A 22,088-nucleotide genomic window follows, 5' to 3' on the forward strand; every position below is an offset into this window, starting at 1 on the left:
CATGGGCAACGCGATCGCATATCTCGTGCTGCTGACATGGCCCTTGGCCATTCTGGTCATGTTCAAGCGCATGTCGCCCGAGCGGGCCTTTATCTGGTCCATCCTGGGCGGCTACATGTTGCTGCCGCAACTGACGCGCGTGGGCCTGCCGCTATTGCCCGACCTCGACAAGGTGCTGATCCCGAACGTGACCGCCTTCATCCTGTGCCTTGCGCTGGTGCGCGAGCGCGTGGCGGTAGTGCCGCAGAATCCGCTTGTTCGGGTGCTGTTGGTTCTGTTCATCCTGTCACCCGCCTTCACGGTGTTCACCAACACCGAAGCGCTGCAATTCGGCATCGTCACATCCGACTACACCACGTGGATGGGCATTTTCACGCCCGCGAATGCCATGATCCCCGGCTTGCGCGTCTACGACTCGCTTTCCGTCGTGGTGGCGCAGATCATTTTCATGCTGCCCTTCTTCCTTGCGCGCAGCCTGCTCGCGCATGAGCGCGCTTTGGCCGAACTGCCGCGCGCGCTGGTGGTGGCCGGGCTGATCTATTCGGCCCCCATCCTGATCGAGAACGCCATCGGGCCGGAAATGCACCGCATGGTCTACGGCTATATCCAGCACGATTACGGCCAGTCCATCCGCTTTGGCGGCTTCCGTCCCTATGTGTTCATGCCCCACGGGTTGTGGGTCGCGTTCTTTGCCATGATGTGCTTTGCCTCGGCACTGCTGCAAGCGCGGCAGGCAAGCCCGGCAGAGCGCACGCGCGCGGTGATGATCGCGGTCTGGCTGGGGTTGATGCTGGTTCTGTGTCGGTCGGTCGGGCCTTGGGCGCTGACGCTCGTGGTGGCCCCGCTGGTGCTGTTCTTCGGCCCGAAAATGCAGCTGCGCGTCGCGTCCATGATGGCGGTGACGGCGCTGGCCTACCCGCTTTTGCGCGGCTCTGGCATCGTGCCCGCCGATGCAATGGTGCGTTTCGTCGCGGGTATTTCCGAGGATCGCGCCGAATCCCTTGGCTACCGCTTTACCAACGAAGACCTGCTTCTGGAGCGCGCCGCCGACAAGCCATGGTTCGGCTGGGGCGCATGGGGCCGCAACCTTGTTTATGACCCCGAAACGGGCGAGGCGATCACCATTTCCGACGGTCAATGGATCATCACCATCGGGCAAGCGGGTTGGCTGGGCTATATCGCAACCTTCGGCTTGCTGTGTGTCCCCATCTTCGCGGTCTGGTGGCGGTATCGGCAAATGCCGAATGCCGATATTCCCAAGGTGGTCGGCCTGCTTGCACTTCTGCTGGGCGCGAACCTTGTCGACCTGTTGCCCAACGCAACGCTTATCCCTTTCACATGGCTGCTGGCGGGCGCGCTTTTGGGCCATGCCGAATTGCAGGCCAACCGCGTGCAGGCCGCGCGCCTGAGCAAACTGCAAGCCGCGCCCACCCGACGCACGCTTTTGGCCACCGCGCAGCCCAAACGCACAGCCGCCCAATTTCGTTCCGAACAGGACCAGATGTCATGAGTACCGAGCAGAATTTCAACGAAAACGACATTGCCATCATCGGCATGGCCGCGCATTTGCCCGGTGCTGCATCCGTGTCCGAATTCTGGGACAACCTGCGCGCGGGCCGCTCCTCTATCCGCAAGCTGTCGGAACAGGAATTGCTGGACGCGGGCGAAAGCGCCGCGATGCTGCGCAAGCCCAATTACGTGCCCTATGCTGCCCCGTTGGACGGGTTTGCAGAATTCGACCCTGACCTCTTCGGCTTTTCCCCGAAAGAGGCCGCGATCCTTGACCCCCAACATCGCCAGTTTCTGGAAGTGGCGTGGGAAGCGTTCGAGAATGCAGGCCACCCGCCGCGCGGCGAAAAGGGCACCGTGGGCGTGTTTTCCGGCTGTGGCATGGGCAGCTATTTCTACTTCAACATCTGCTCGAACCCGCATCTGGTCGATGATGTGGGCATGTTCCTGTTGCGCCATACGGGCAATGACAAGGATTTCCTGACAACCCGCGTCAGCCATATCCTGGACCTGCACGGGCCTTCGGTAAACGTGCAGACGGCGTGCTCGACCTCGCTTGTGGCCGTGCATTACGCGGTGAACGCGCTGCTGACGGGTGAGTGTGACATGGCGCTTGCGGGCGGCGTGACAATCGAGCTGCCTCAGGGGCGCGGCTATCTTTACAAGGAAAACGAGATCCTTTCGCCCGACGGCGCGTGCCATGCGTTCGATCATCGCGCCCAAGGCACCGTGTTCGGCTCTGGCGCGGGCGCGGTCGTGCTGCGCCGGCTGGCCGATGCCGTGGCCGATGGCGACCGGATCATCGCGGTCATAAAGGGGACCGCCATCAACAACGATGGCGCACAAAAGGCGGGCTATCTGGCCCCGTCTGTCGAGGGGCAGGCACAGGCGATTGCCGAAGCCCATCAAATCGCAAGCGTGCCGTCGGACAGCATCTCTTACGTCGAATGCCACGGCACGGGCACCTATCTGGGCGACCCGATAGAGGTCGCGGCCCTGACGCAAGCCTTCAACAGCGACAAGACCGGGTTTTGCCGGATCGGGTCGGTGAAAACAAATATCGGCCATCTGGACACGGCTGCGGGCGTGGCCAGCCTGATCAAGGTCGCCAGCGCGCTTCAGCACCGCGAATTGCCGCCATCGCTGGGGTATGAGGCCCCGAACCCCGCGATTGATTTCGAACATTCGCCCTTTGTCGTGAACGACACTCTGACGCCGTGGCAGGCCTATGGCCCCTTGCGCGCGGGCGTCAATAGCCTTGGCGTAGGCGGCACCAACGCGCATATCGTGCTGGAAGAAGCACCTGCGCGCGCGCCGTCAGACGAAAGCGACTGGCCGTTCCAGATCCTGACGCTTTCGGCCAAATCCAAGGCCGCGCTTGGGGCGAATGCCCAGCGCTTGGCCGCGCATCTGCGCACGCACCCCGAGCAGCCCTTGGCCGATGTGGCCTTTACCCTGAAAGAAGGGCGCACAGAGCTGGACCAGCGCCGCGTTGTCGTGGCCGAAACCCATGCAGAGGCCGCCGACCTGCTGGAGCAGGACCACCCCCGCCGCGTGTTTACCCATACAGCACTCGACCGCCCCGACATGGTCTTCATGTTCCCCGGCGGCGGCGCGCAATACGCGGGCATGGCGCGCGAGCTTTATGAGACGGAACCGGTCTTTGCCGAATGGATGGACCGCGGTTTGGACCATCTGCAACCCAAGCTCGACTATGACATCCGCGCTTTGTGGCTGCCCGAAAAGGGGGCCGAGGCAGCGGCAAATGCCGCGCTGACCCGTCCTTCGGTGCAGCTTCCGCTCATCATGATTACCGAATACGCGCTGGCGCAGATGTTCATGGGCTGGGGGGTAGAGCCGCAGGTTCTGGTCGGCCATTCCATGGGCGAGAACACCGCCGCCTGCCTGGCCGGTGTCATGTCGTTCGAGGATTGCATCGGCCTTGTCCATTTGCGCGGGCAGTTGTTCGACACGGTGCCCGCGGGCGGCATGTTGTCGGTGCCCTTGTCGCTGGATGCGTTGCAGCCCTATCTGGATGACGACCACGATATCGCCTCTGTCAATGCACCCGAACTGACGGTGATTTCAGGCCCGCAAGCGGCGCTGGACCGTTTGCAGGCCAAGCTGGCAGCGGACGAGATCGACGCCACCCGCGTCGCTATCGACATTGCCGCGCATAGCCGGATGCTGGACCCGATCCTGGGCGCGTTCGGCGATTACCTGCGGTCGATCCCGTTGCACGCGCCGCGCTTGCCCATCATCTCTAACCGGACCGGCGAAGTGCTGAGCGACGCGGACGCAACCAACCCGGATTACTGGGTGCAGCACCTACGCAACACGGTCCGATTTGCCGATTGCATTGGCACGCTCAGCCAGACCCCGAACCGGATTTATATCGAAATGGGTCCGGGCAAGGCGCTGTCGTCGCTTGCGCGGATGCATGGCGCGGTGCCGGGCCAGCAGGTGCTGGCTGCCCTGCGCCACCCGGATGAAGAGATCGCGGATGACCTGTATCATCTGGGCGTTCTGGCGCGCATCTGGGCCTTGGGCGGCACGTTCGACTGGGCGCAAATCTGGGGTGATGCCAAGCGCCACCGGGTCGAGTTGCCGACCTATGCCTTCCAGCGCGCGCGCTATTTCATCGAACCCGGCCAAAGCACCGCCACGGCCGCGCCGCAGCTGGAGCGGATCGACGATATCTCCAACTGGGGCACCAAGATCGCGTGGAAGCCCGCCTATGCCGATTGCGACATCGACATCGCGACCGAACTTGGGCGCGATCCGCAGACATGGCTGGTCTTCGCGGACGAGGACGGCACCGCCGCCCCGGTCATCGACCGCTTGCGCCGCGCAGGCCACAAGGTGGTCGAGGTGCGCGCGGGCGATACCTATGCGCGCAAGTCCGACACCCTTTTCACCCTTGCCCCCGAACATGGGCGCGAGGCCTATGCGCGGCTGCTGGCCGATCTGATCGCCAGCGGCACCGCGCCCACGCGGATCGCGCATTTCTGGCTGGTTACGGGCAAAGAGCGGTTCCGCCCCGGTTCCAGCTTCCTGCACCGCAATATAGAGCAGGGTTTTTACGCGCTGATGTTCCTGGCGCAGGCCATGCAAAGCGAAACCCTTCCGCAGCCGGTGCATATGGTCGTCTTCACCAATGGCGCGCAGGCGCTGGAGGGCGAGGCGCTGCGCTACCCGGAAAAGGCCATGATCGCCGGTCCCGCCCGCGTGGCCCCGCATGAAATCGCTGGCCTGACCTGCGCGACGCTGGATATTGATGCCAGCGCCACGCCCGAAATGCTTCTGGAAGAGATGTGCGCGGCCCCCGCCAGCACCACCGCGCTGTTGCGCGCCGGCAAGCGCTACGGGCAGGTTTTGCGCCCCGTCACCCTGCCCAACGCCGTGCCGGACATTCCCGAAGGCGCGCATTGGGTCATCACCGGGGGGTTTGGCGGTATTGGCCTTAGCTTGGCCGAAGACCTGATCGCACGGTTCAAGGCCAAGATCACGCTTGTTGCCCGCACACCCCTGCCCGACCGCGCCGATTGGCTGGCTTGGCAAGCAAACCACAGCCCCGCCGACCCGACCACGCGCCGCATTCTGGCGGTCGAGCGGCTGGAAGCCTTGGGCGGGCAGGTGCATGTCGCGGGCGCCGATGTCTGCAACATTGACCAGATGCGCGACGCACTTGCGGCAGCCACGCAGGCCCATGGCGCGCCTTATGGTCTGATCCATGCCGCGGGCCACATGGCCGATGCACCGTTGCTGGCAAAATCCACGGGCGACGTGGAAGAGGTTTTCGCCCCCAAGCTGCACGGCCTGCGCGTGCTTGACAGCCTGTTGCCCGATGGCTCCTTGGACGTGATGGTGCTGTTTTCGTCCAGCTCCACCTTGACCGCGCCGATCGGGCAGGTCGATTACGTCGCCGCGAATGAATACCTGAACGCCTTTGCCCGCGCGCGGGTGGGCGGAAAAACCCGCGTGATCGCGCTGGATTGGGGCATCTGGGCCGAAGCGGGCATGGCTGCCGACGCGATGGCAACGCGGCTGGGCCAGACGCCCAGCACGCCCGCCAGCCCTTGCGCCCAACCGCTTTATGCCGAGATGGGGTTCGACTCGGCAGGCAATCGCCGCCTGACCACGACACTGGACAGCACCCATTGGATTGTCGACCAGCACCGCACCCGCGACGGTGCGGCCATCCTGCCCGGCACCGGTTATCTGGACTTGGCCGCACAAGCGCTGCGTGCCCAGGGCGAAACCGCCGCGTTCGAGCTGCGCGACCTCTATTTTTTCCGCGCGCTGGCCGTGGCCGATGGCGGCGCGCGCAAGCTGCGCGCCACGCTTGCCCGCACGCCCGAAGGCTATGATTTCAGCCTGCGTTCGGATGTCATGCAGGGCGGGTCAGAGGGGTATGTGCTGAATGCGCAGGCGCAGATCGCGCTGCTGCCCGCAGGCAGCCGTCCCGCCCCCATCGACCTTGCCGCCATTGCCGCGCGCTGCCCGGACGTGACCGAAGGGCAAGGGCTGGCCAGCCCGCAAGAGGCGCATCTGGCCTTCGGGCCGCGCTGGCGGGTGCTGAACCGCACGGCTTACGGCACGGGCGAGGGGCTGGCGCATCTGGCGCTGCCCGACGCGTTCACGGACGACCTGCGCGCGGGCCACATCCTGCACCCCGCGCTGATGGATCTAGCGACCGGTTGGGCCATGGGGCTGATCCCCGGCTATAACGGCGCGCATCTGTGGGTGCCCTTGTCCTATGGCAGCCTGCGCGTCTGGTCCGATCTGCCGCAGCAGATCCTCAGCCATGCCCGCTTGCGCAGCGACAGCGATCCGGGCTTCGCCAGTTTCGACATCACGCTCGCCACGCCCGAGGGCGCGGTGGTGGCAGAGATCACGCGCTTCACCATCAAACGGCTGGAGCAAGGCAGCTTCGCCGATGCACCGCCGATCCGTGCCACAGAGGTGGAACGCGACCAACAGGTCAACGCCACGCTCTCGCCCGCCGAGGAACGGCTGCGCGACATGCTGGCGCTGGGGATCAAACCGTCCGAAGGGGCCGAGGCCTTCTTGCGCGCGCTGACCCTTGGGGTCTCGCCGCTTGTGGTGTCGTCCATCGACCCCAAGGCCCTGATCGCGCAGGTCGCGGCAGAAGCCAGCGCCCCCGCGCCCGAAGGCGGGTTCGAGCGGCCCGATCTGGGCACCGACTACATCGCCCCGCGCAATGACGTGGAACGCACCCTGACCGGCCTGTGGCAAAGCCTGCTGGGCATTGACCAGATCGGGGTCGAGGACAATTTCTTCGACTTGGGCGGTCATTCGCTGATCGCGGTGCGCCTGTTTGCACAGGTCAAGAAAGCCTATGGCGTGGATTTCCCCATTTCCGTGCTGTTCGAAGCGCCCACAATCGCCGCCTGCGCCGCGATGATCGCAGAACAGACCGGTGCCAGCCTGGGCGATAACGGCGCATCCTCTGGCGACAACGTGGTGCAACTGCCCAAGCGCCGCCGCTTCAAGCACCTTGTGCCCATGCATGACGGCGAGGGGGGCGCGAAGCCGCCCTTCTTCCTGGTCGCGGGCATGTTCGGCAATGTGCTGAACCTGCGCCATCTGGCCACGCTCGCAGGCCGCGATCGCCCCTTCTACGGGCTGCAAGCGCGCGGGCTGTTCGGCGGCGAAGCCCCGCATGACCGCATAGAGGACGCCGCCGCCGACTACATTGCCGAAATCCGGCAGGTGCAGCCACATGGCCCCTACAGCCTTGGCGGGTTCTCTGGCGGCGGGATCACCGCCTACGAGATGGCCCGCCAGCTCGAAGCCGCCGGAGAGGTGGTCGAGATCGTGGTCATGCTGGACACTCCCCTGCCCAAACGCCCGACGCTCAGCGCGCCCGACAAGGCCATGATGAAGCTGGCCGAGCTGAAACGCAAAGGCCCGGCCTACCTGACGGAATGGTGGCAGGCGCGCAGCCGCTGGAAACGCAAGCTGGCCGATGGTCCGGCAACCGACAATGACGGCGCGTTCCACAATGCCGCGATCGAAGCCGCGTTCCGCAAGGCGGTGGCAGAGTATGACGTGCAACCATGGGATGGACGACTGGTCCTGTTCCGCCCACCGCTCGACCGGCATTGGAAGGTGACAGGCGGCAACTGGGTCAGCCGAGAGCGCGAATACGTGTTCCATGACAACCAATGGACCCAGTTCGCCCCGGCGCTGGAAGTGCACGAGGTGCCCGGCGACCATGACAGCATGGTGCTGGAGCCGAATGTCCGTGTGCTGGCCGCCAAGCTGCAAACCCTGCTGCCTGACCTGCCCTGCTGCAAGGAGGCCGCGGAATGAGCGAGACGGGATTCGGCCGCACAATCCAGCTTTTCCTTGTGGACGGGAAACCGACCGGATTGCGCAAAGCAAGTATTCACGGGTGGACAGGGCTTTTGTTCGTCAGCGGCGCATCCGCCTTCGGGGAGCTGACTGCGCGGACCGAAGTAGACCGCACAGGCGTTTACATCTTGGCCGGTCCTGACCCCGACCGCGCTGGCGCCACACGGGCCTATATAGGGTCTGGAAATTCGGTTTCGGAACGCATTAGGCAAAGCGCGTTGAAACGGGATTTCTGGGAAACCGCCGTCACCGTCACCACCAGCGACGATGACCTGTCGAAAGGTCATGCCGAATACCTAGAGGCCCGCTTGATAGAGCTTGCAGGGCAAGCCGGCCGGGTCGCGCTGGACAATGGCACAAAGCCCGCCATCACGCGCCGCCGTCTGCCCGAAGCGGACATCGCCAACATGGAACAGTTTCTAGCGAATTTGCGCATCATTTTGCCCGTGATCGGCCTCGACATGCTCAAGCCGCAACCGCGTGCTGTCAGCCAAACCTCGACGCCCGTGTCGGAACGCACACGCGGCGAGGTTCAGTTCGAAATCCGCCACAAGAGCGGCGTTCAAGCCACGGCGGTGGAAGAGGATGGCGAGTTTGTTGTTCTGGAAGGTTCGCAAGCTTTGGTTGCAACCGGATATGTTCAACAAAGCTACGGCGCGCTCAAGGAAAGGCTGATCGCGGATGGCGTGCTGATAAGCGATGCAGAGGGCAGGCTGAAATTCTCGAAACCGTGGTCTTTCAGCAGCCCTTCGGCAGCGGCGGCGGTCGTTCTGGACCGCAATAGCAACGGGCGGCTGGAGTGGAAGGTGAAAGACTCGAAGCAGACCTACCACGATTGGCAACAAGCCCGATCCAAGGAACAGGAGGCCGCGGAATGAGTGCGCGTGTTCTGACGGTTATCCTGAATTACCGCACGCCCGAGATGACCCTGCGTGCCGCGCAGGCGGCGCGGGTGGCCATGGCGAAGCTCGCGGGCGAGATCGTGATCGTCGATAATGACAGCGGCGACGGGTCCGAGCGGATCCTGCGCGAGGGCACGGCGGGCTGGCCCAAGACGCGGGTCATCCAGTCGGGCCGCAATGGCGGCTATGGCGCGGGCAACAATGTGGGCATCCGCGCAGGGCTGTCGGATGGCACGAAGCCCGATTTCGTCTATCTGCTGAATTCCGACGCCTTCCCCGACCCCGACGCCATTGCCCGGTTGCGCAACTACCTTGTGGCCAATCCCGATTGTGGCTTTGCCGGCAGCCGGATCGTGGGCGAGGACGGGGGCGACCACGTCACCGCTTTCCGCTTCCATTCGGTCTGGTCGGAATTCGAACGCGCGGCCCATACCGGCCCGATTTCGAAACTGCTGCGCAAGCATATCGTTCCCATGGGCGTGCCCCGATCGCCCATGCGGGTCGATTGGTGCGCGGGCGCAAGCGTGATGTTTCGCCAAAGCGTGCTGGACCGTGTCGGCCTGTTCGACGAACGCTTCTTCCTGTATTTCGAGGAAACCGACCTGTGCCACCGCATCGCCGAGGCAGGCTGGCACGGCATGTTCCTGCCCGACAGCCGGGTTGTGCATGTGGGCGGTGCTTCTACCGGGGTCACGGAGCATGTGCGCAAACCGCCCTATTGGTTCGACTCGCGGTTTTTGTATTTCACCAAGCGCGGCGGGCGCGGCTACGCGGCGCTGGCGACGTTGGCCTACCTGGCCGGGGCCGGCATCTGGACGCTTCGGCGCATCATCGAACGCAAAGATGACCGCATTGCGCCACATTTCCTGCGCGATCTGGTGAAACACTCGGCGCGAAACCTGATGCCGGGCGCGGCGGCCTCTCGGGTCGGTAAAGGGGCACGCGAAGCGGCCCGTTAGAGGTTTGGTATGAATTTTGACAGCATCCTGATTGGCGACGAAACCCTGACCGCAGAATGCGGCGCGCAGATTTTGGCGCGCGGGCATGGCATAAAGGCTGTCGTGACCGAAAACCCGCGCGTGGCCGATTGGGCCAAGACCGCCGGGCTGAGCGTGTTGGCCCCCGGCGCGGGCCTTTCCGCGCGCCTTGCAGGCCTGCAAGTGGATTGGCTGTTCAACGTGGCCGGGCTGCGGATGTTGCCGCGCGACGTGTTGGACCTGCCACGACTGGGTGCGATCAATTTCCACGATGGCCCGTTGCCGCGCCATGCGGGACTGAATGCCCCGGTCTGGGCCTTGCTGGAGGGCGCGCACCAGCATGGTATTGCTTGGCACATCATGGAAGATGGGGTCGATACCGGCGATGTGCTGGTCCGCGCCGATTTCGAGATCTCAGCCGAGGATACCGCGCTGACGCTGAACACCAAATGCTTCAGCGCCGGTCTGGACAGTTTCGCGCGCGTTCTGGACATGTTGGAGGCGGGACAGCTTGACCGCCAGCCGCAGGACATGGCCGCGCGCACGGTTCACGCCCGCGCCGACCGCCCTGCGCTTGGCGGGCAGATCGACCCGCGCCAGACGATGGCCGACATCATGCGCCTTGTGCGCGCCATGGACCATGGCCCCTATTGGAACCCGCTGACCACGCCCAAGCTGCGACTGGGCGATATGGTCGTTTGCGTGGGCCAGGCGGAGGTGGCAGAGGACCACGCCACGCCGGGCACCGTGCTGGATGTGACCGAAGACAGCCTGACCATGGCCTGCGCGGATGGCGCGCTGCGCTTCTCGGGCCTGACCTGCCAGCAGGGCCAGCCGCTTTTGCCTGCGGCACTTGTGGCTGCAGGCGACAGTGTCGTCGCGCCCGATGCACGTCTGCATGACGTCATGGTGCAGGTCGCAAATGCGGAAACCGGCTATCGCAACGCTCTCGGGGCGGGCACGCTCGGCCTTGGCCGGGGCGTGGCGTCTCAGACGCTGGCGCTGGATGTGGCCACTAGCGACAGCGCGCAGTTGATCGCCGCCTTCGCGGGCGCGCTGGCGGCGCGATTCGGCCGCCCTGCCCTGTCGCTTGCCTATGCCACGCGTGCGGGCAAGGATCTGGCCGACCATGCGCCCGATTTCATGCTGGGCTGGGTGCCGCTGTCGGTGCAAATGGACGAGTCTGGCCCGCTGACCAGCCTTGCCAGCCAGATCAGCCGCGCCAATCGCGCGCCCGCCATGGCGCGCGATCTGCCCGCGCGCGAGCCATCGCTTGGCCCGATTGCCCCGCCGGAGCTGGCCGTGACAGACGGCACCGCGACCGATGCGGCGCTGGTTCTGGACCTGTCCGGCCCCTGCCTGCGCTTTGACCCGGCTTGCCTGTCGCAAGATCAGGCCGAAGCGCTCAGGGCGCAGGTCGAACTCATTGCCCCCAAGCTGGCCGATATGCCGCTTGCGGCGCAGATCACCGCGCCGGAACCGCAAGCCGATGACAGCGTGCGGCCCTATGACCGCATCTGCATCCACCACGCGTTCGAGGCGCAGGTGGCCAAGACCCCTGAAGCCGAGGCGCTGGCCTTTGAACAGCAAAGCCTGACCTATGCAGAGCTGAACGCCCGCGCCAACCGCGTGGCGCATATCCTGCGGGGCATGGGGCTGCGCCCTGATACGCCGGTAGCACTTTGTGCAAAACGCGGGCCAAATCTGCTGATCGGGGCCTTGGGCATTCTGAAAGCGGGCGGGGCGTATGTGCCGCTCGACCCGGCCTATCCGGCGGACCGGCTGGCGCATTACCTTGGCGATTCCGGCGCGCCGATTGTCGTGACCGAACACGCGCTTCTGGATATGCTTCCGGACAGCGACGCAGAAGTGCTGCAACTGGACACCGACGCCCGTTTGGCACATGCGCCCGACACCAACCCTGAAAGCGCGGTGACGCCCGACAATCTGGCCTATGTCATCTACACATCGGGGTCGACCGGCACGCCCAAGGGGGTGATGGTTGAACACGGCAATGTCGCCAATTTCTTTGCCGGCATGGATGATCGCATCCGCCATGACCCGCCCGGCGTGTGGCTGGCGGTCACGTCGCTCAGCTTCGACATTTCCGTTCTGGAACTGTTCTGGACGCTCGCGCGCGGCTTCAAGGTCGTGCTGATGGGTGATGAGGACCGCGCGATGGCGGCCCGCGGCCCGGTGCGCGTGTCCGAGGGGCACATGGATTTCAGCCTCATGTATTGGGGCAATGACGATGGCCAAGGCCCGCAGAAATACCACCTGCTGCTGGAAGGCGCGAAATTCGCCGACACGCATGGCTTCTGCGCCGTCTGGACGCCCGAGCGGCATTTCCACGCCTTCGGTGGCCCTTTTGCCAACCCGTCCGTCTCGGGCGCGGCAGTCGCGGCTGTGACCAAGAATATCGCCGTGCGTGCCGGTTCTTGCGTGGCACCGCTGCATTCGCCCATCCGCATTGCCGAAGAATGGGCGATGATCGACAACCTGACCAACGGGCGCACCGGCATCGGCATCGCATCGGGCTGGCACCCGGTCGATTTCGTCATCCGCCCCGAAAACCGCCCGCCCCACAACAAGGCGGCGATGTTCGACACGCTCGACACCCTGCGCAAGCTGTGGCGTGGCGAGGCGGTCGAATTCGACAAGGGCGATGGCATGGTGCCAATCCAGACGCTGCCGCGCCCCGTCTCGTCCGAATTGAACATCTGGCTGACCACGGCGGGCAACCCCGAAACATGGCGCGAGGCCGGGCGCTTGGGCGCGCATGTGCTGACCCACCTGCTGGGCCAGTCGATTGACGAGGTCGCCGGTAAGATCAAGATCTACCATGAGGCCCTGCGCGAAGCAGGGTATGACCCCGCCAAGTTCACCGTCACGCTGATGCTGCACACCTTCGTCGCACGCGACCGCGACCATGCGCGCGAAGTGGCGCGCGGGCCGATGAAAAGCTACCTCAAGGCCGCCGCCGCGCTGGTAAAGCAATACGCCTGGGCCTTCCCGGCATTCAAACGGCCAGAGGGCGCCAAGAACCCGATGGATATTGACCTGTCCACCCTGTCCGAGGACGAGGTGGAGGGCATTCTGGACTACGCCTTCAACCGCTATTTCGAGGATTCGGGGCTGTTCGGCACGGTTGACGACTGCATCGAACGGGTCGAGCAACTGAAAGCCATCGGCGTGAATGAAGTGGCCTGCCTGATCGACTATGGCATCGCGACCGAGCAGGTTCTGGAAGGGCTTTACCCGCTGGCCGAAGTGGTCAAGCGCGCGAATGCCGGGCTGCAACTGCCCGATGACGACTTCTCGCTGGCAGCCCAAATCCTGCGCCACAAGGTCACGCATCTGCAATGCACACCGTCCATGGCCCGTATGCTGTGCCTGAGCGACGAGGCGCGCATGGCGTTGGCCACGGTGCCGAATGTCATGGTGGGTGGCGAAGCACTGCCGTGTGCCTTGGCGCAAGACCTTGCGGAATTGACCGGACAGCCCGTGCGCAACATGTATGGCCCGACAGAAACGACCATCTGGTCCTCGACCAACCTGTCACGCGGTGGCGCGGGCGTGGTGGGCCTTGGCGCGCCGATTGCGAACACAAGCCTGCATGTGCTGGACGACGCCCAGCGCCCGGTCCCGCTTGGGGCCGAGGGCGAGCTGTATATCGGCGGCGACGGCGTGACGCGCGGCTATTGGAACCGCCCCGAGATGACCGCCGAGCGGTTCATCCCGAACCCGTTCGGACAAGGGCGGCTATACCGCACGGGCGATCTGGTGCGCCGCAACCCGGCGGGGGGCATCGACTTCCTTGGGCGGGTGGACAACCAGGTCAAACTGCGCGGCCACCGCATAGAACTGGGCGAGATCGAAGCCGTGCTGGAAGATCAGCCCGGCATCACCGCCGCCGTGGTCATTGCGCGCGAAGATCAGCCGGGCGATGTGCGGCTGGTGGCCTATTACACCGGCACACCAACGGGCGATCTGCGCGCCGCACTGGCCGGGCGTCTGACCGCGCATATGCTGCCCGCGCATTTCGTGCCCATGGCCAGCCTGCCGCTGACGCCGAACAAGAAGATCGACCGCAAGGCGCTGCCTGCGCCTGCGCAAGCCGCGCCAATGCCAGACGCCCCGCGCGCGACCGCGCAGGCCAGCGCGGGCACCCAGGCCAGCATCGCGCAAGTCTGGCAAGATGTGTTGGGCGTAGCGCAGGTCTCTGCGTCTGACAATTTCTTCAAGCTGGGTGGGCATTCGCTGCTGGCAGTGCAGGCGCATCGCGAATTGCGAACGCGCCTGAACATGCCGGGCCTGTCGATTACCGACATTTTCCGCTTCCCGGTGCTGGGCGATCTGGCCCGCCATCTGGACGGCAAACAACGCCCGCAAGCCGTGGCCAGCGTGCAACCCTTGCACCCGAATCCCGAAACCCCACCGCCCGCGAGCGCTGCGCCAGACCGCATGGATGCCATGGCGCGCCGCAGAGCGATGCGCGACAGAAGGGCAGGTTCGAAATGATCCAGCAACGATTTTCCTATTCCGAATTCGCACGACCCTTGTTCAGCGACCTTGTCGCCATGGCATGGGCCGACCCGACTGCCCCCATGCCCCGCCTGATCGGGGATGAAGTGCTGGCCGTCGAACAGGTGCGCCCCACGCGGGCGCGCGAATTCGGCGCGGGCCGCGCCGCCGCGCGCGAAGCGATGGGCCTGCTGGGCCATCCTCCGCGCCCCGTTTTGCAAGGCGAGGACCGCGCACCTGTCTGGCCCACAGGGCTGACCGGGTCCATCAGCCACACCGCCCGCGACTGCATGGCCGTCGTGACCGACGCGCCTGAAATCATCGCGCTGGGGCTGGATCTGGAACCGGCAACGCCGCTGGAATCGGCGCTATGGCCCGAAACCTGCACGATGCCGGAAATGCACTGGCTGGCCAGCCTTGGCCCGTCGCAACGCGGGCATTTCGCCAAGCTGATCTTCAGCGCCAAGGAAGCCGTCTACAAGGCGCAATACCAGGTTAGCCGCCAGATGCTGGAGTTTCACGATGTCGCGCTGGAGATGGACCTTGCGAGTAACCGATTCGTCGCCACGCTGAAAACCGATGTCGCGGGCTTCCGGCCCGACGCACAACTGGCTGGCCGATTCGCAATTCTGGGCGCGGCCTTTATCTGCGCGGTCGAATTGCGGGCAGACAATGCGGGGCTGCTGCCGGGCTGACAGGGCTAGCGCTGGTGGTAGGGGGTTCCCACCCTGCAACATGTGCCAGCCCTTTGCAGAAGCGCGACAGAATGTACTGATCCCGGCTTTTCCATGGAAAAATCCGGGCCATCTGCTATTGTGCATGGGTCAGGCAGTTCGCGTTGTCAGTAAATTTACCATCGGTCATCAGTATCGGCGTCAACGCGACACAACATCGGCAGAGGTAACATGAAGACCACTTTTTTCGCCGCATTGGCGGGGGTAATGCTGTTGGCACCACAAGGTGCAATCGCTGGCCCGATCGAGAATGCGTGCCTACGCTCTGATCGTCCGCAGGCGTCGCGCGCCATGTGTCGGTGCATCGACAGTGTCGCCCAGACCACGCTCACCCGCTCGGAACAGCGCCGCGCCGCCAGCTTTTTCTCGGACCCCGACGAAGCGCAGCGCGTGCGCATGTCGACTTCGGCGCGCGATAACGAGTTCTGGGACCGGTATCGCGCCTTCGGTGCCACCGCAGAGCAATATTGCGCCGGGCGCTGATCCCGCCCGCCGCAGCAACCAATTCAGAACGCCCCTTGCGCATCGGCCAAGGGGCTTTCGCTTTTGTCAAAGGGCTTGGAACATCGGGAAACTCACGCCCAGCGACCAGGCCAGCACCAGCCCCAGCCCCAATCCGCTGGCGGCGGGCAGCCCCGTGCGACGGCCCACCCAGCCCGCCATCGTGCCGAATAGCAGGAAAAACAGCACGATGACCGGGAAGATGATGACGAGGAAGAACAGCCCGTCGAAATCGAGCGCCACGGCCAGCGCGAGCGAGCCAAGGAACGCACAGCGCACCACCACGCTGCGCCAGACCGGAGCGCGCCCGCCCTGTGTCAGCACCGCGTCGCCCAGAAGGAAGGGCACCGCGCCCAGCGCAAGCCCCGCGATGACAACAACGCGCCCGGCATGGGGCACGAAGGACGCCACGTAGCGGTCCAGCACCCCGCCGAACACGACGATGCCAAAGAACGCCACACCTGCCCCGATCCAGACGGCGCGCATGGGGAACTGCCCCCGCAACCAGCCAAAGCGCCAGCAGAAACCCAGTGTCAGCAGGCCATAGACGCCAAGATGCACCGCAAGGTAATCGGCGACAAGAACCGGCAGGAAACGCAATTCGAACGGCGCCAACAGCAGCGGCGTGGCCAGCGCCGGAACAAGCGCCGCCAGCAGAAACCGGCGAGCGTCAAACGGATCGACTCGCCCCGCTTGGCCTTTTGGCAAAGCCCGCGCCAAGGGCCAACCCAGCGCCACGGTGGCCAGCAGCAGAAGCGCAATCCAGCCGCCGCGTTCCGCTACATCCGCGCTACTCGCGCGTCCGAAGCTGCGATCCAGCCAGTCGCGCGCCTCGCGCAGCGATGTCGCGGAATAAAGCACGCCGACATGTTCGACCATCGGCGCGGTCACTGCGCGCCGCGCGACGCCGGAATCTGCGTCGGTCACGGTCTGGCCCAGTTCTGCCATCGGGTCGATCAGGCGCAGGGTGCGCAGCGCTTCTTCGGCCAGCCGCGTTTCCCACGCGCCTGCAATGGCCAGCAGGTTCGCGGGTTGGGTTGCGGTCACGGCCTGGCTGAACATGGACACGGCGACAACCGCATCGCCCGCAGGCTCTGCCAAGGCCGCGCGGATCACGATGTCGGACGCCATGGAATGCCCCAGATAGGCCAACCGCCCGTCCGCGCGCGGATGGGCCAGCGCCGCGCGGGCCACGCGGCCGGTTTCCTCCATCAGCAGGCGCGTGGTGCCGTCAATGGATGTAACATCGCCCGACATGGGCACCGGGTTGCGCCCATGGCCTTCGAAATCAAAGCTGGCCACGGTGTAGCCCGCTTGGGCCAGCGTAAGGGCGAACGGCTCCATCAATTGGCGCGACCCGGCGAAACCATGGGCGATGACGACAACCGGCGCAGCGCCGCCCCCGGCTTTCAGGTAAAGCGTTGCGGGCGTCTGGCCGGTGCCCGCAAGCGGGGTAATGACCAGCCCTGTGCGGTGCTGCTCTAGCTGCCAGATGGACAGGGCCATCAGAATCACGGCCAGGAAACCGACAAGAACCCGCATTCATCCCCCAAGACCGGGACTGGCCAACCCGTCCGCCGAATATCGGCCATCCCCTGCCCCACAGTTGCGGCGATTGACCCGCGTGACAAGGGCAGAAACGGGCTTGATCCCGCGCCAAGCGCCCCTTAGTAAGGCGCAAATTCTTCAGGCCGCCTGTCGGGCGGCCTTTCATTCATGCGAGGATGCCCATGCAAGTCACCGAGACGCTCAACGAAGGCCTGAAGCGCGGCTACACCATCACCGTTACGGCGGCTGAGCTGGCCGCGAAGGTCGATGAAAAGCTGGTCGAAGCCCAGCCGGAAATCGAGATGAAAGGCTTTCGCAAGGGCAAGGTGCCCATGGCGCTGCTGAAAAAGCAATTCGGCCAGCGCCTGCTGGGCGAAGCCATGCAGGACGCCGTCGATGGCGCGATGGACAGCCATTTCAAGGAAAGCGGCGACCGCCCGGCCATGCAGCCCGAGGTCAAGATGACCAACGAGGACTGGAAGGAAGGCGATGATGTGATCGTCTCGCTCAGCTACGAGGCGCTGCCCAAGATCGAACTGCCCGCGCTGGATGGCGTGACGCTGGAGAAGCTGGTCGTCAAGGCCGAGGATTCGGCGGTGCAGGAAGCGCTGGAGAACCTGGCGAAATCGGCCCAGAATTTCGACGACAAGGACGGCGCTGCCGAGAATGGCGATCAGGTCACGATGGATTTCGTCGGCAAGATCGACGGCGAGGCATTTGACGGCGGTTCTGCCGAGGATTTCCCGCTGGTGCTTGGCTCTGGTCAGTTCATCCCCGGCTTTGAAGAGCAGTTGATCGGCGTGAAAGCCGGTGACACGAAGGACGCGACCGTCAGCTTCCCCGATGATTACGGTGCAGAGCATCTGGCCGGCAAGGAAGCCGTCTTCACCTGCACCATCAAGGTCGTCAAAGCGCCGGCAGAAGCCGCGATCGACGACGAGCTGGCCAAGCAATTCGGCGCCGAGGATCTGGCGTCGCTGAAAGCGCAGATCGCCGAGCGTCTGGAAGCCGAATACGGCCAAGCCGCCCGCGCCGTTCTGAAGCGCGGCCTGCTGGATGCGTTGGACAAGGCGGTCGAATTCGATCTGCCCCCGTCGCTGGTCGATGCCGAGAGCAAGCAGATCGCGCATCAGCTGTGGCATGACGCGAACAAGGACAACACCGACGCGCATGACCATTCGCATGGCGCGATCGAGCGCACCGAGGAAAGCGACAAACTGGCCGTGCGCCGCGTGAAGCTGGGCCTGCTGTTGGCCGAAGTCGGTCAGAGCGCGCAGATCGAAGTGACCGATCAAGAGATGACGCAGGCCGTGATCGCGCAGGCACGTCAGTATCCCGGTCAGGAACGCGCCTTCTTCGAGTTCATCCAGAAAAACCAGCAGATGCAGCAGCAGCTGCGCGCACCGATCTTCGAAGACAAGGTTGTGGACCACATCCTTGAGAAGGTCAGCGTGACCGAGAAAGAGGTCAGCAAGGACGAGCTGCAAAAGGCCGTTGAAAGCCTTGAGGACGACGCAGCCTAAGCCGCGTGCACCATGAATGACAAAACCCCCGCCATGTGCGGGGGTTTTTTATTGGCGCGCGGGTGTCGCTTTGGGTCGGTGCATATGTCCAGCGCCCAATTGCGCCCGGTCGCGACAGCCTAAGCTGTCGGGCTTGCCGCCGCCACGAGGGCAATATCGGTTGCGGTCAGGTTGGCCGCGTTGTTGACGGTCGCCAAGATCTGGTCGTTCAGCCAGATCTGCGCTTGGTCCGGCAGGTCTGGGTCATGGGTAATGACCACTTCCGGCACCCCGAGCGAAGGGTCGTAGCTTAGCTGGATCACGTCCTCTTCGGCGCTGTAATCCAGAATCTGAACCGGCCCCTGCGCGTTGTCTGGCGACGCACCCAGAACGAACAGATCATCGCCCGCACCACCGTGCAGATGGTTGCCCGACGCACCATGCAACTGGTCATCGCCATCCCCGCCATTCAGGAAACTGCTCCCGGCATCGCCCACCAACGTGTCATCGCCGTCACCGGCCATGACCGTGCTTTGCCCGCTGCCCGAATGGAGAACGTCATTGCCGGTGCCGCCGATCAGCGTGTCGTCGCCGGCCCCGCCCAGAAGCGTATCACTGCCGTCACCGCCGACCAGACTGTCGTCGCCGGTGCCGCCATCCAGGTAGTCGTCGCCACCTGCGCCGGTCAGGATGTCATCACCCCCGTCGCCAATCAGCGAATCGTCCAGTTCGGTGCCACGAAACAGATCGCCCTGAGCACCCCCGACCAGCGTTTCGGCGGCGGGCGGCTCTGGGTCGGGGTATGTGTCAGAGCTGTGCACACGCAACCCCAGATGATCGAACAAGCCCATGCCGGGTGTGGGAACATCTACCGGGAAATCCGGGGCAACATCGCCGGTATCGCCGCCCACAGGGTCCGCATCCTCGTCCGGGAAGGACGGGCGAAGGAAGCCGGCAAGGTCGGACCAACGCTCATCCTCTGCCTCTGGCTGGTCGGGATCGTCCTGCGGGTCATTGTCTTGGCCCTGCGACAGGAACAAATCGCTGGCAGACAGGGCCGTGATACTGCCCAAAAGTCCCAAAAACAGCCACATTGCCAGACATCCCTCGATACTCAACCATAGGTTATGCCAGATTCGGCCGCCATGTCGAAGCACTATCCGGCCTGTGGCCTGCCCAAACTGAGAAACTGGTTAACAAGGCCCGCGGCAATTCCCCCTTTCCATTTCGATTGTCATGGTCTAAGGCAGCGCTTCGTGGCGCCATATGCCACCGCACTAATTGGCCTTGCTGGACGACATCCCGGCATGTGCCGTATCTGACCACTTACGCAAGGAGATCCCGATGTCGATTACGGCTGAAGACAAAGAAGCCCTCATCAAGGAATACGCGCGCGCCGAAGGTGACACCGGCTCGCCCGAAGTGCAGGTTGCCGTGCTGACCAAGCGCATTTCCAACCTGACCGAGCATTTCAAGACGCACAAGAAGGACAATCATTCCCGCCGTGGCCTGCTGAAGCTGGTTGCCACCCGCCGGAAGCTGTTGGACTACCTGCGCGGCAAGGATGAGGCGCGCTACCGCGTGCTGATCGCGAAGCTGGGCATCCGCCGCTAAATCGCGCCAATCACCACTAAAAGCGCCCGCCCCTCGGCGGGCGTTTTTGCGTTCAGGCCTCTGGCCAGCGCGGGGTTTCGCCGCGCCCTACCGCCCCGCAACAGGCTGGACAAGCGCCCCCGACCCAAGGCACAACGGCCCGACGCAAGGGTAAGAGGATGCGGGATGGAGATTGCAGCACTGGCCGACGCCGTCCTGCGCGGAGAGCGTCGCGCCCTCGCGCGGGCGATCACCCTGGCCGAGAGCGGGCGCACCGACCACCGGGCACAGGCCACTGACCTTCTGGAACGGCTGACCAAAAGCGGCCGCCAAGCCATTCGCATCGGGCTGTCGGGCACGCCCGGCGTGGGCAAGTCCACCTTCATCGAATCGTTCGGGCTTATGCTGATCTCGCAGGGGCTGCGCGTGGCGGTGCTGGCCGTGGACCCGTCCAGCAAGCGCACCGGCGGCTCTATCCTTGGCGACAAAACCCGGATGGAGCAGCTTTCGCGCGCCCCCGAGGCCTTTATCCGCCCCAGCCCCAGCCAATCGCATCTGGGCGGCGTTGCACGGCGCACGCGCGAGGCCGTGGCGCTGTGCGAAGCGGCGGGGTTCGACGTGGTGCTGATCGAAACCGTGGGCGTGGGCCAGTCGGAAGCCGTGGTGGCCGAACTGTCGGACGTGTTCTTGCTGCTGCTGGCCCCGGCTGGGGGCGACGAATTGCAAGGCGTCAAGCGCGGCATCATGGAAGCCGCGGACATGATTATCGTCAACAAGGCCGATGGCGACCTGAAGGCCACGGCAACGCGCACCTGCGCCGATTACGCGGGTGCCTTGCGCCTGTTGCGAAAGCGCCCCGCCGACCCAGAAGGCTTTCCCAAGGCACTGACCGTGTCGGCGCTGGAGAATGACGGCTTGCCGAAGGTCTGGGCCGAAATCGGCGCGCTGGTGGAGTGGCGGCGCGCACACGGGCATTGGACCGCGCACCGTGCCCGACAGGCCCGCCACTGGTTCGAGGAAGAGCTGCGCGAGATGGTCCTGTCACGCCTGCAAACCCCAGATGCGCGCCGGATGGGGGCAGAGTTGGGCGCGCGCGTTGAGGCCGGCGACATCGCACCTGCACGCGCGGCGCAGCAGATGCTGGCCGCCATCTGGCCAGAGATCGCGCAGGCACCGGAATCGCTTGACGCCAGTCGGGATAGCGCCTAAGAGCAGCCATCGAGTTTTCGGCCCTGTCTTCAGGGCCAGTTTCATTTGCGCTGGCCGCTGGATCGGCTGGCCCTGCACCAGACGAGGAAGAACCCATGTCGCGCCGTTGCGAACTGACCGGAAAAGGCCCGATCACGGGCAACAACGTAAGCCACGCCAACAACAAGACCAAGCGTCGCTTCCTGCCGAACCTGCAAGACGTGTCGCTTCAGTCGGAAACGCTGGGCCGCAGCTTCAAGCTGCGCGTGTCTTCGGCGGCGCTGCGTTCGGTGGACCATCGCGGCGGTCTTGACGCTTATCTGGCCCGCGCCAAGGACGAAGAGCTGTCGGCAAACGCGCTGAAGATCAAGCGCGACCTGGCGAAAGCCGCAAGCGCCGCCTGATCTGGCTGGACAAGCTATAGAAAAGCCCTCGGATCGCTCCGAGGGCTTTTTGCGTTGGACCGGTGCGTTTGCATCGTTGCAATCCGGTGGCGTCAGTGGCTAAAGAACGGCAACGGTCCCGTAGCTCAACTGGATAGAGCAGCCGACTTCTAATCGGCAGGTTGAGGGTTCAAGTCCTTCCGGGATCGCCAAATCAGCGCTTCGGCTTTCGGCCTGCTGCGCGCATTCGGCAGCATTTCGGAACTGCGCGGACCGCCGATATGCCTTGTCAAAGTTCTTTGCATGACCCGCCCGGAAATCGGCTATATGCCAAGGGGCAGATGAA

At 64.5% G+C, this 22,088-nt stretch carries 13 protein-coding genes and 1 tRNA gene; 12 read left to right on the top strand and 2 right to left on the bottom strand.

Features of this window, described 5'->3' with window-relative positions; all coding sequences use genetic code 11:
- Window position 1: 1 nt before the first annotated feature.
- The 7 genes from J1C52_RS13465 (at window position 2) to J1C52_RS13495 (ending at window position 15,510) form a co-directional block, all read left to right on the top strand.
- Window positions 2-1,510, top strand: coding sequence for a hypothetical protein (locus tag J1C52_RS13465; RefSeq protein WP_227428466.1), 1,509 nt, complete (start codon window positions 2-4; stop codon window positions 1,508-1,510).
- The gene (locus tag J1C52_RS13470; RefSeq protein WP_227428467.1) at window positions 1,507-7,848 is read left to right on the top strand and encodes a type I polyketide synthase; all 6,342 of its coding nucleotides are present in this window, start codon (window positions 1,507-1,509) and stop codon (window positions 7,846-7,848) included. The genes J1C52_RS13465 and J1C52_RS13470 overlap by 4 nt, the downstream gene beginning before the upstream one ends.
- 260 nt (window positions 7,849-8,108) lie before the next feature.
- On the top strand, window positions 8,109-8,768 hold the full coding sequence (locus tag J1C52_RS13475) for a GIY-YIG nuclease family protein (protein WP_227428468.1): 660 nt from the start codon (window positions 8,109-8,111) through the stop codon (window positions 8,766-8,768).
- Window positions 8,765-9,751: a glycosyltransferase family 2 protein gene (locus tag J1C52_RS13480; protein ID WP_227428469.1), complete on the top strand. Its 987-nt coding sequence runs from the start codon at window positions 8,765-8,767 to the stop codon at window positions 9,749-9,751. Before J1C52_RS13475 ends, J1C52_RS13480 begins: the two co-directional genes overlap by 4 nt.
- 9 nt (window positions 9,752-9,760) lie before the next feature.
- Window positions 9,761-14,290: a MupA/Atu3671 family FMN-dependent luciferase-like monooxygenase gene (locus J1C52_RS13485; protein ID WP_227428470.1), complete on the top strand. Its 4,530-nt coding sequence runs from the start codon at window positions 9,761-9,763 to the stop codon at window positions 14,288-14,290.
- The gene (locus J1C52_RS13490) at window positions 14,287-14,988 is read left to right on the top strand and encodes a 4'-phosphopantetheinyl transferase family protein (protein ID WP_227428471.1); all 702 of its coding nucleotides are present in this window, start codon (window positions 14,287-14,289) and stop codon (window positions 14,986-14,988) included. The genes J1C52_RS13485 and J1C52_RS13490 overlap by 4 nt, the downstream gene beginning before the upstream one ends.
- A 210-nt stretch (window positions 14,989-15,198) precedes the next feature.
- The gene (locus tag J1C52_RS13495; RefSeq protein ID WP_227428472.1) at window positions 15,199-15,510 is read left to right on the top strand and encodes a hypothetical protein; all 312 of its coding nucleotides are present in this window, start codon (window positions 15,199-15,201) and stop codon (window positions 15,508-15,510) included.
- Between the two features lie 66 nt (window positions 15,511-15,576).
- Here J1C52_RS13495 and J1C52_RS13500 read toward each other — a convergent pair whose 3' ends face one another.
- A complete protein-coding gene (locus J1C52_RS13500; RefSeq protein ID WP_227428473.1) occupies window positions 15,577-17,070 on the bottom strand; it encodes an alpha/beta hydrolase in 1,494 nt (497 codons plus the stop codon).
- Window positions 17,071-17,258: 188 nt separating this feature from the next.
- Here J1C52_RS13500 and tig point away from each other — a divergent pair, with 188 nt between their 5' ends.
- Window positions 17,259-18,599, top strand: a complete 1,341-nt coding sequence (tig, locus tag J1C52_RS13505; protein WP_227428474.1) for a trigger factor — start codon at window positions 17,259-17,261, stop codon at window positions 18,597-18,599.
- 119 nt (window positions 18,600-18,718) lie between these two features.
- Here tig and J1C52_RS15135 read toward each other — a convergent pair whose 3' ends face one another.
- Complete coding sequence (locus J1C52_RS15135; RefSeq protein WP_304621954.1) at window positions 18,719-19,672, bottom strand: calcium-binding protein; 954 nt, start codon at window positions 19,670-19,672, stop codon at window positions 18,719-18,721.
- Window positions 19,673-19,922: 250 nt separating this feature from the next.
- Here J1C52_RS15135 and rpsO point away from each other — a divergent pair, with 250 nt between their 5' ends.
- From rpsO to J1C52_RS13535, 4 genes are all read left to right on the top strand, one after another.
- Window positions 19,923-20,192: a 30S ribosomal protein S15 gene (gene rpsO, locus J1C52_RS13520; RefSeq protein ID WP_227428475.1), complete on the top strand. Its 270-nt coding sequence runs from the start codon at window positions 19,923-19,925 to the stop codon at window positions 20,190-20,192.
- 165 nt (window positions 20,193-20,357) lie between these two features.
- Window positions 20,358-21,380 (top strand): methylmalonyl Co-A mutase-associated GTPase MeaB, encoded by a 1,023-nt coding sequence (gene meaB / locus J1C52_RS13525; protein ID WP_227428476.1) that lies wholly within the window; start codon window positions 20,358-20,360, stop codon window positions 21,378-21,380.
- A gap of 95 nt (window positions 21,381-21,475) precedes the next feature.
- Window positions 21,476-21,763, top strand: coding sequence for a 50S ribosomal protein L28 (rpmB, locus tag J1C52_RS13530; protein WP_227428477.1), 288 nt, complete (start codon window positions 21,476-21,478; stop codon window positions 21,761-21,763).
- A gap of 114 nt (window positions 21,764-21,877) precedes the next feature.
- Window positions 21,878-21,954, top strand: a tRNA-Arg gene (locus J1C52_RS13535).
- Window positions 21,955-22,088 lie beyond the last annotated feature (134 nt).

Source organism: Roseibaca sp. Y0-43 (assembly GCF_020667835.1).
Classification (GTDB): domain Bacteria; phylum Pseudomonadota; class Alphaproteobacteria; order Rhodobacterales; family Rhodobacteraceae; genus Roseinatronobacter.

Excerpts from the sequence above, each read along its gene's own strand:
- rpmB (WP_227428477.1), top strand. The coding sequence starts at position 21,476 with ATGTCGCGCCGTTGCGAACTGACCGGAAAAGGCCCGATCACGGGCAAC.
- meaB (WP_227428476.1), top strand. The coding sequence starts at position 20,358 with ATGGAGATTGCAGCACTGGCCGACGCCGTCCTGCGCGGAGAGCGTCGC.
- J1C52_RS13465 (WP_227428466.1), top strand. The coding sequence starts at position 2 with ATGGGCAACGCGATCGCATATCTCGTGCTGCTGACATGGCCCTTGGCC.
- J1C52_RS13500 (WP_227428473.1), bottom strand. The coding sequence starts at position 17,070 with ATGCGGGTTCTTGTCGGTTTCCTGGCCGTGATTCTGATGGCCCTGTCC.
- tig (WP_227428474.1), top strand. The coding sequence starts at position 17,259 with ATGCAAGTCACCGAGACGCTCAACGAAGGCCTGAAGCGCGGCTACACC.
- J1C52_RS13490 (WP_227428471.1), top strand. The coding sequence starts at position 14,287 with ATGATCCAGCAACGATTTTCCTATTCCGAATTCGCACGACCCTTGTTC.
- J1C52_RS13485 (WP_227428470.1), top strand. The coding sequence starts at position 9,761 with ATGAATTTTGACAGCATCCTGATTGGCGACGAAACCCTGACCGCAGAA.
- J1C52_RS13480 (WP_227428469.1), top strand. The coding sequence starts at position 8,765 with ATGAGTGCGCGTGTTCTGACGGTTATCCTGAATTACCGCACGCCCGAG.
- J1C52_RS13470 (WP_227428467.1), top strand. The coding sequence starts at position 1,507 with ATGAGTACCGAGCAGAATTTCAACGAAAACGACATTGCCATCATCGGC.
- rpsO (WP_227428475.1), top strand. The coding sequence starts at position 19,923 with ATGTCGATTACGGCTGAAGACAAAGAAGCCCTCATCAAGGAATACGCG.
- J1C52_RS13495 (WP_227428472.1), top strand. The coding sequence starts at position 15,199 with ATGAAGACCACTTTTTTCGCCGCATTGGCGGGGGTAATGCTGTTGGCA.
- J1C52_RS15135 (WP_304621954.1), bottom strand. The coding sequence starts at position 19,672 with ATGTGGCTGTTTTTGGGACTTTTGGGCAGTATCACGGCCCTGTCTGCC.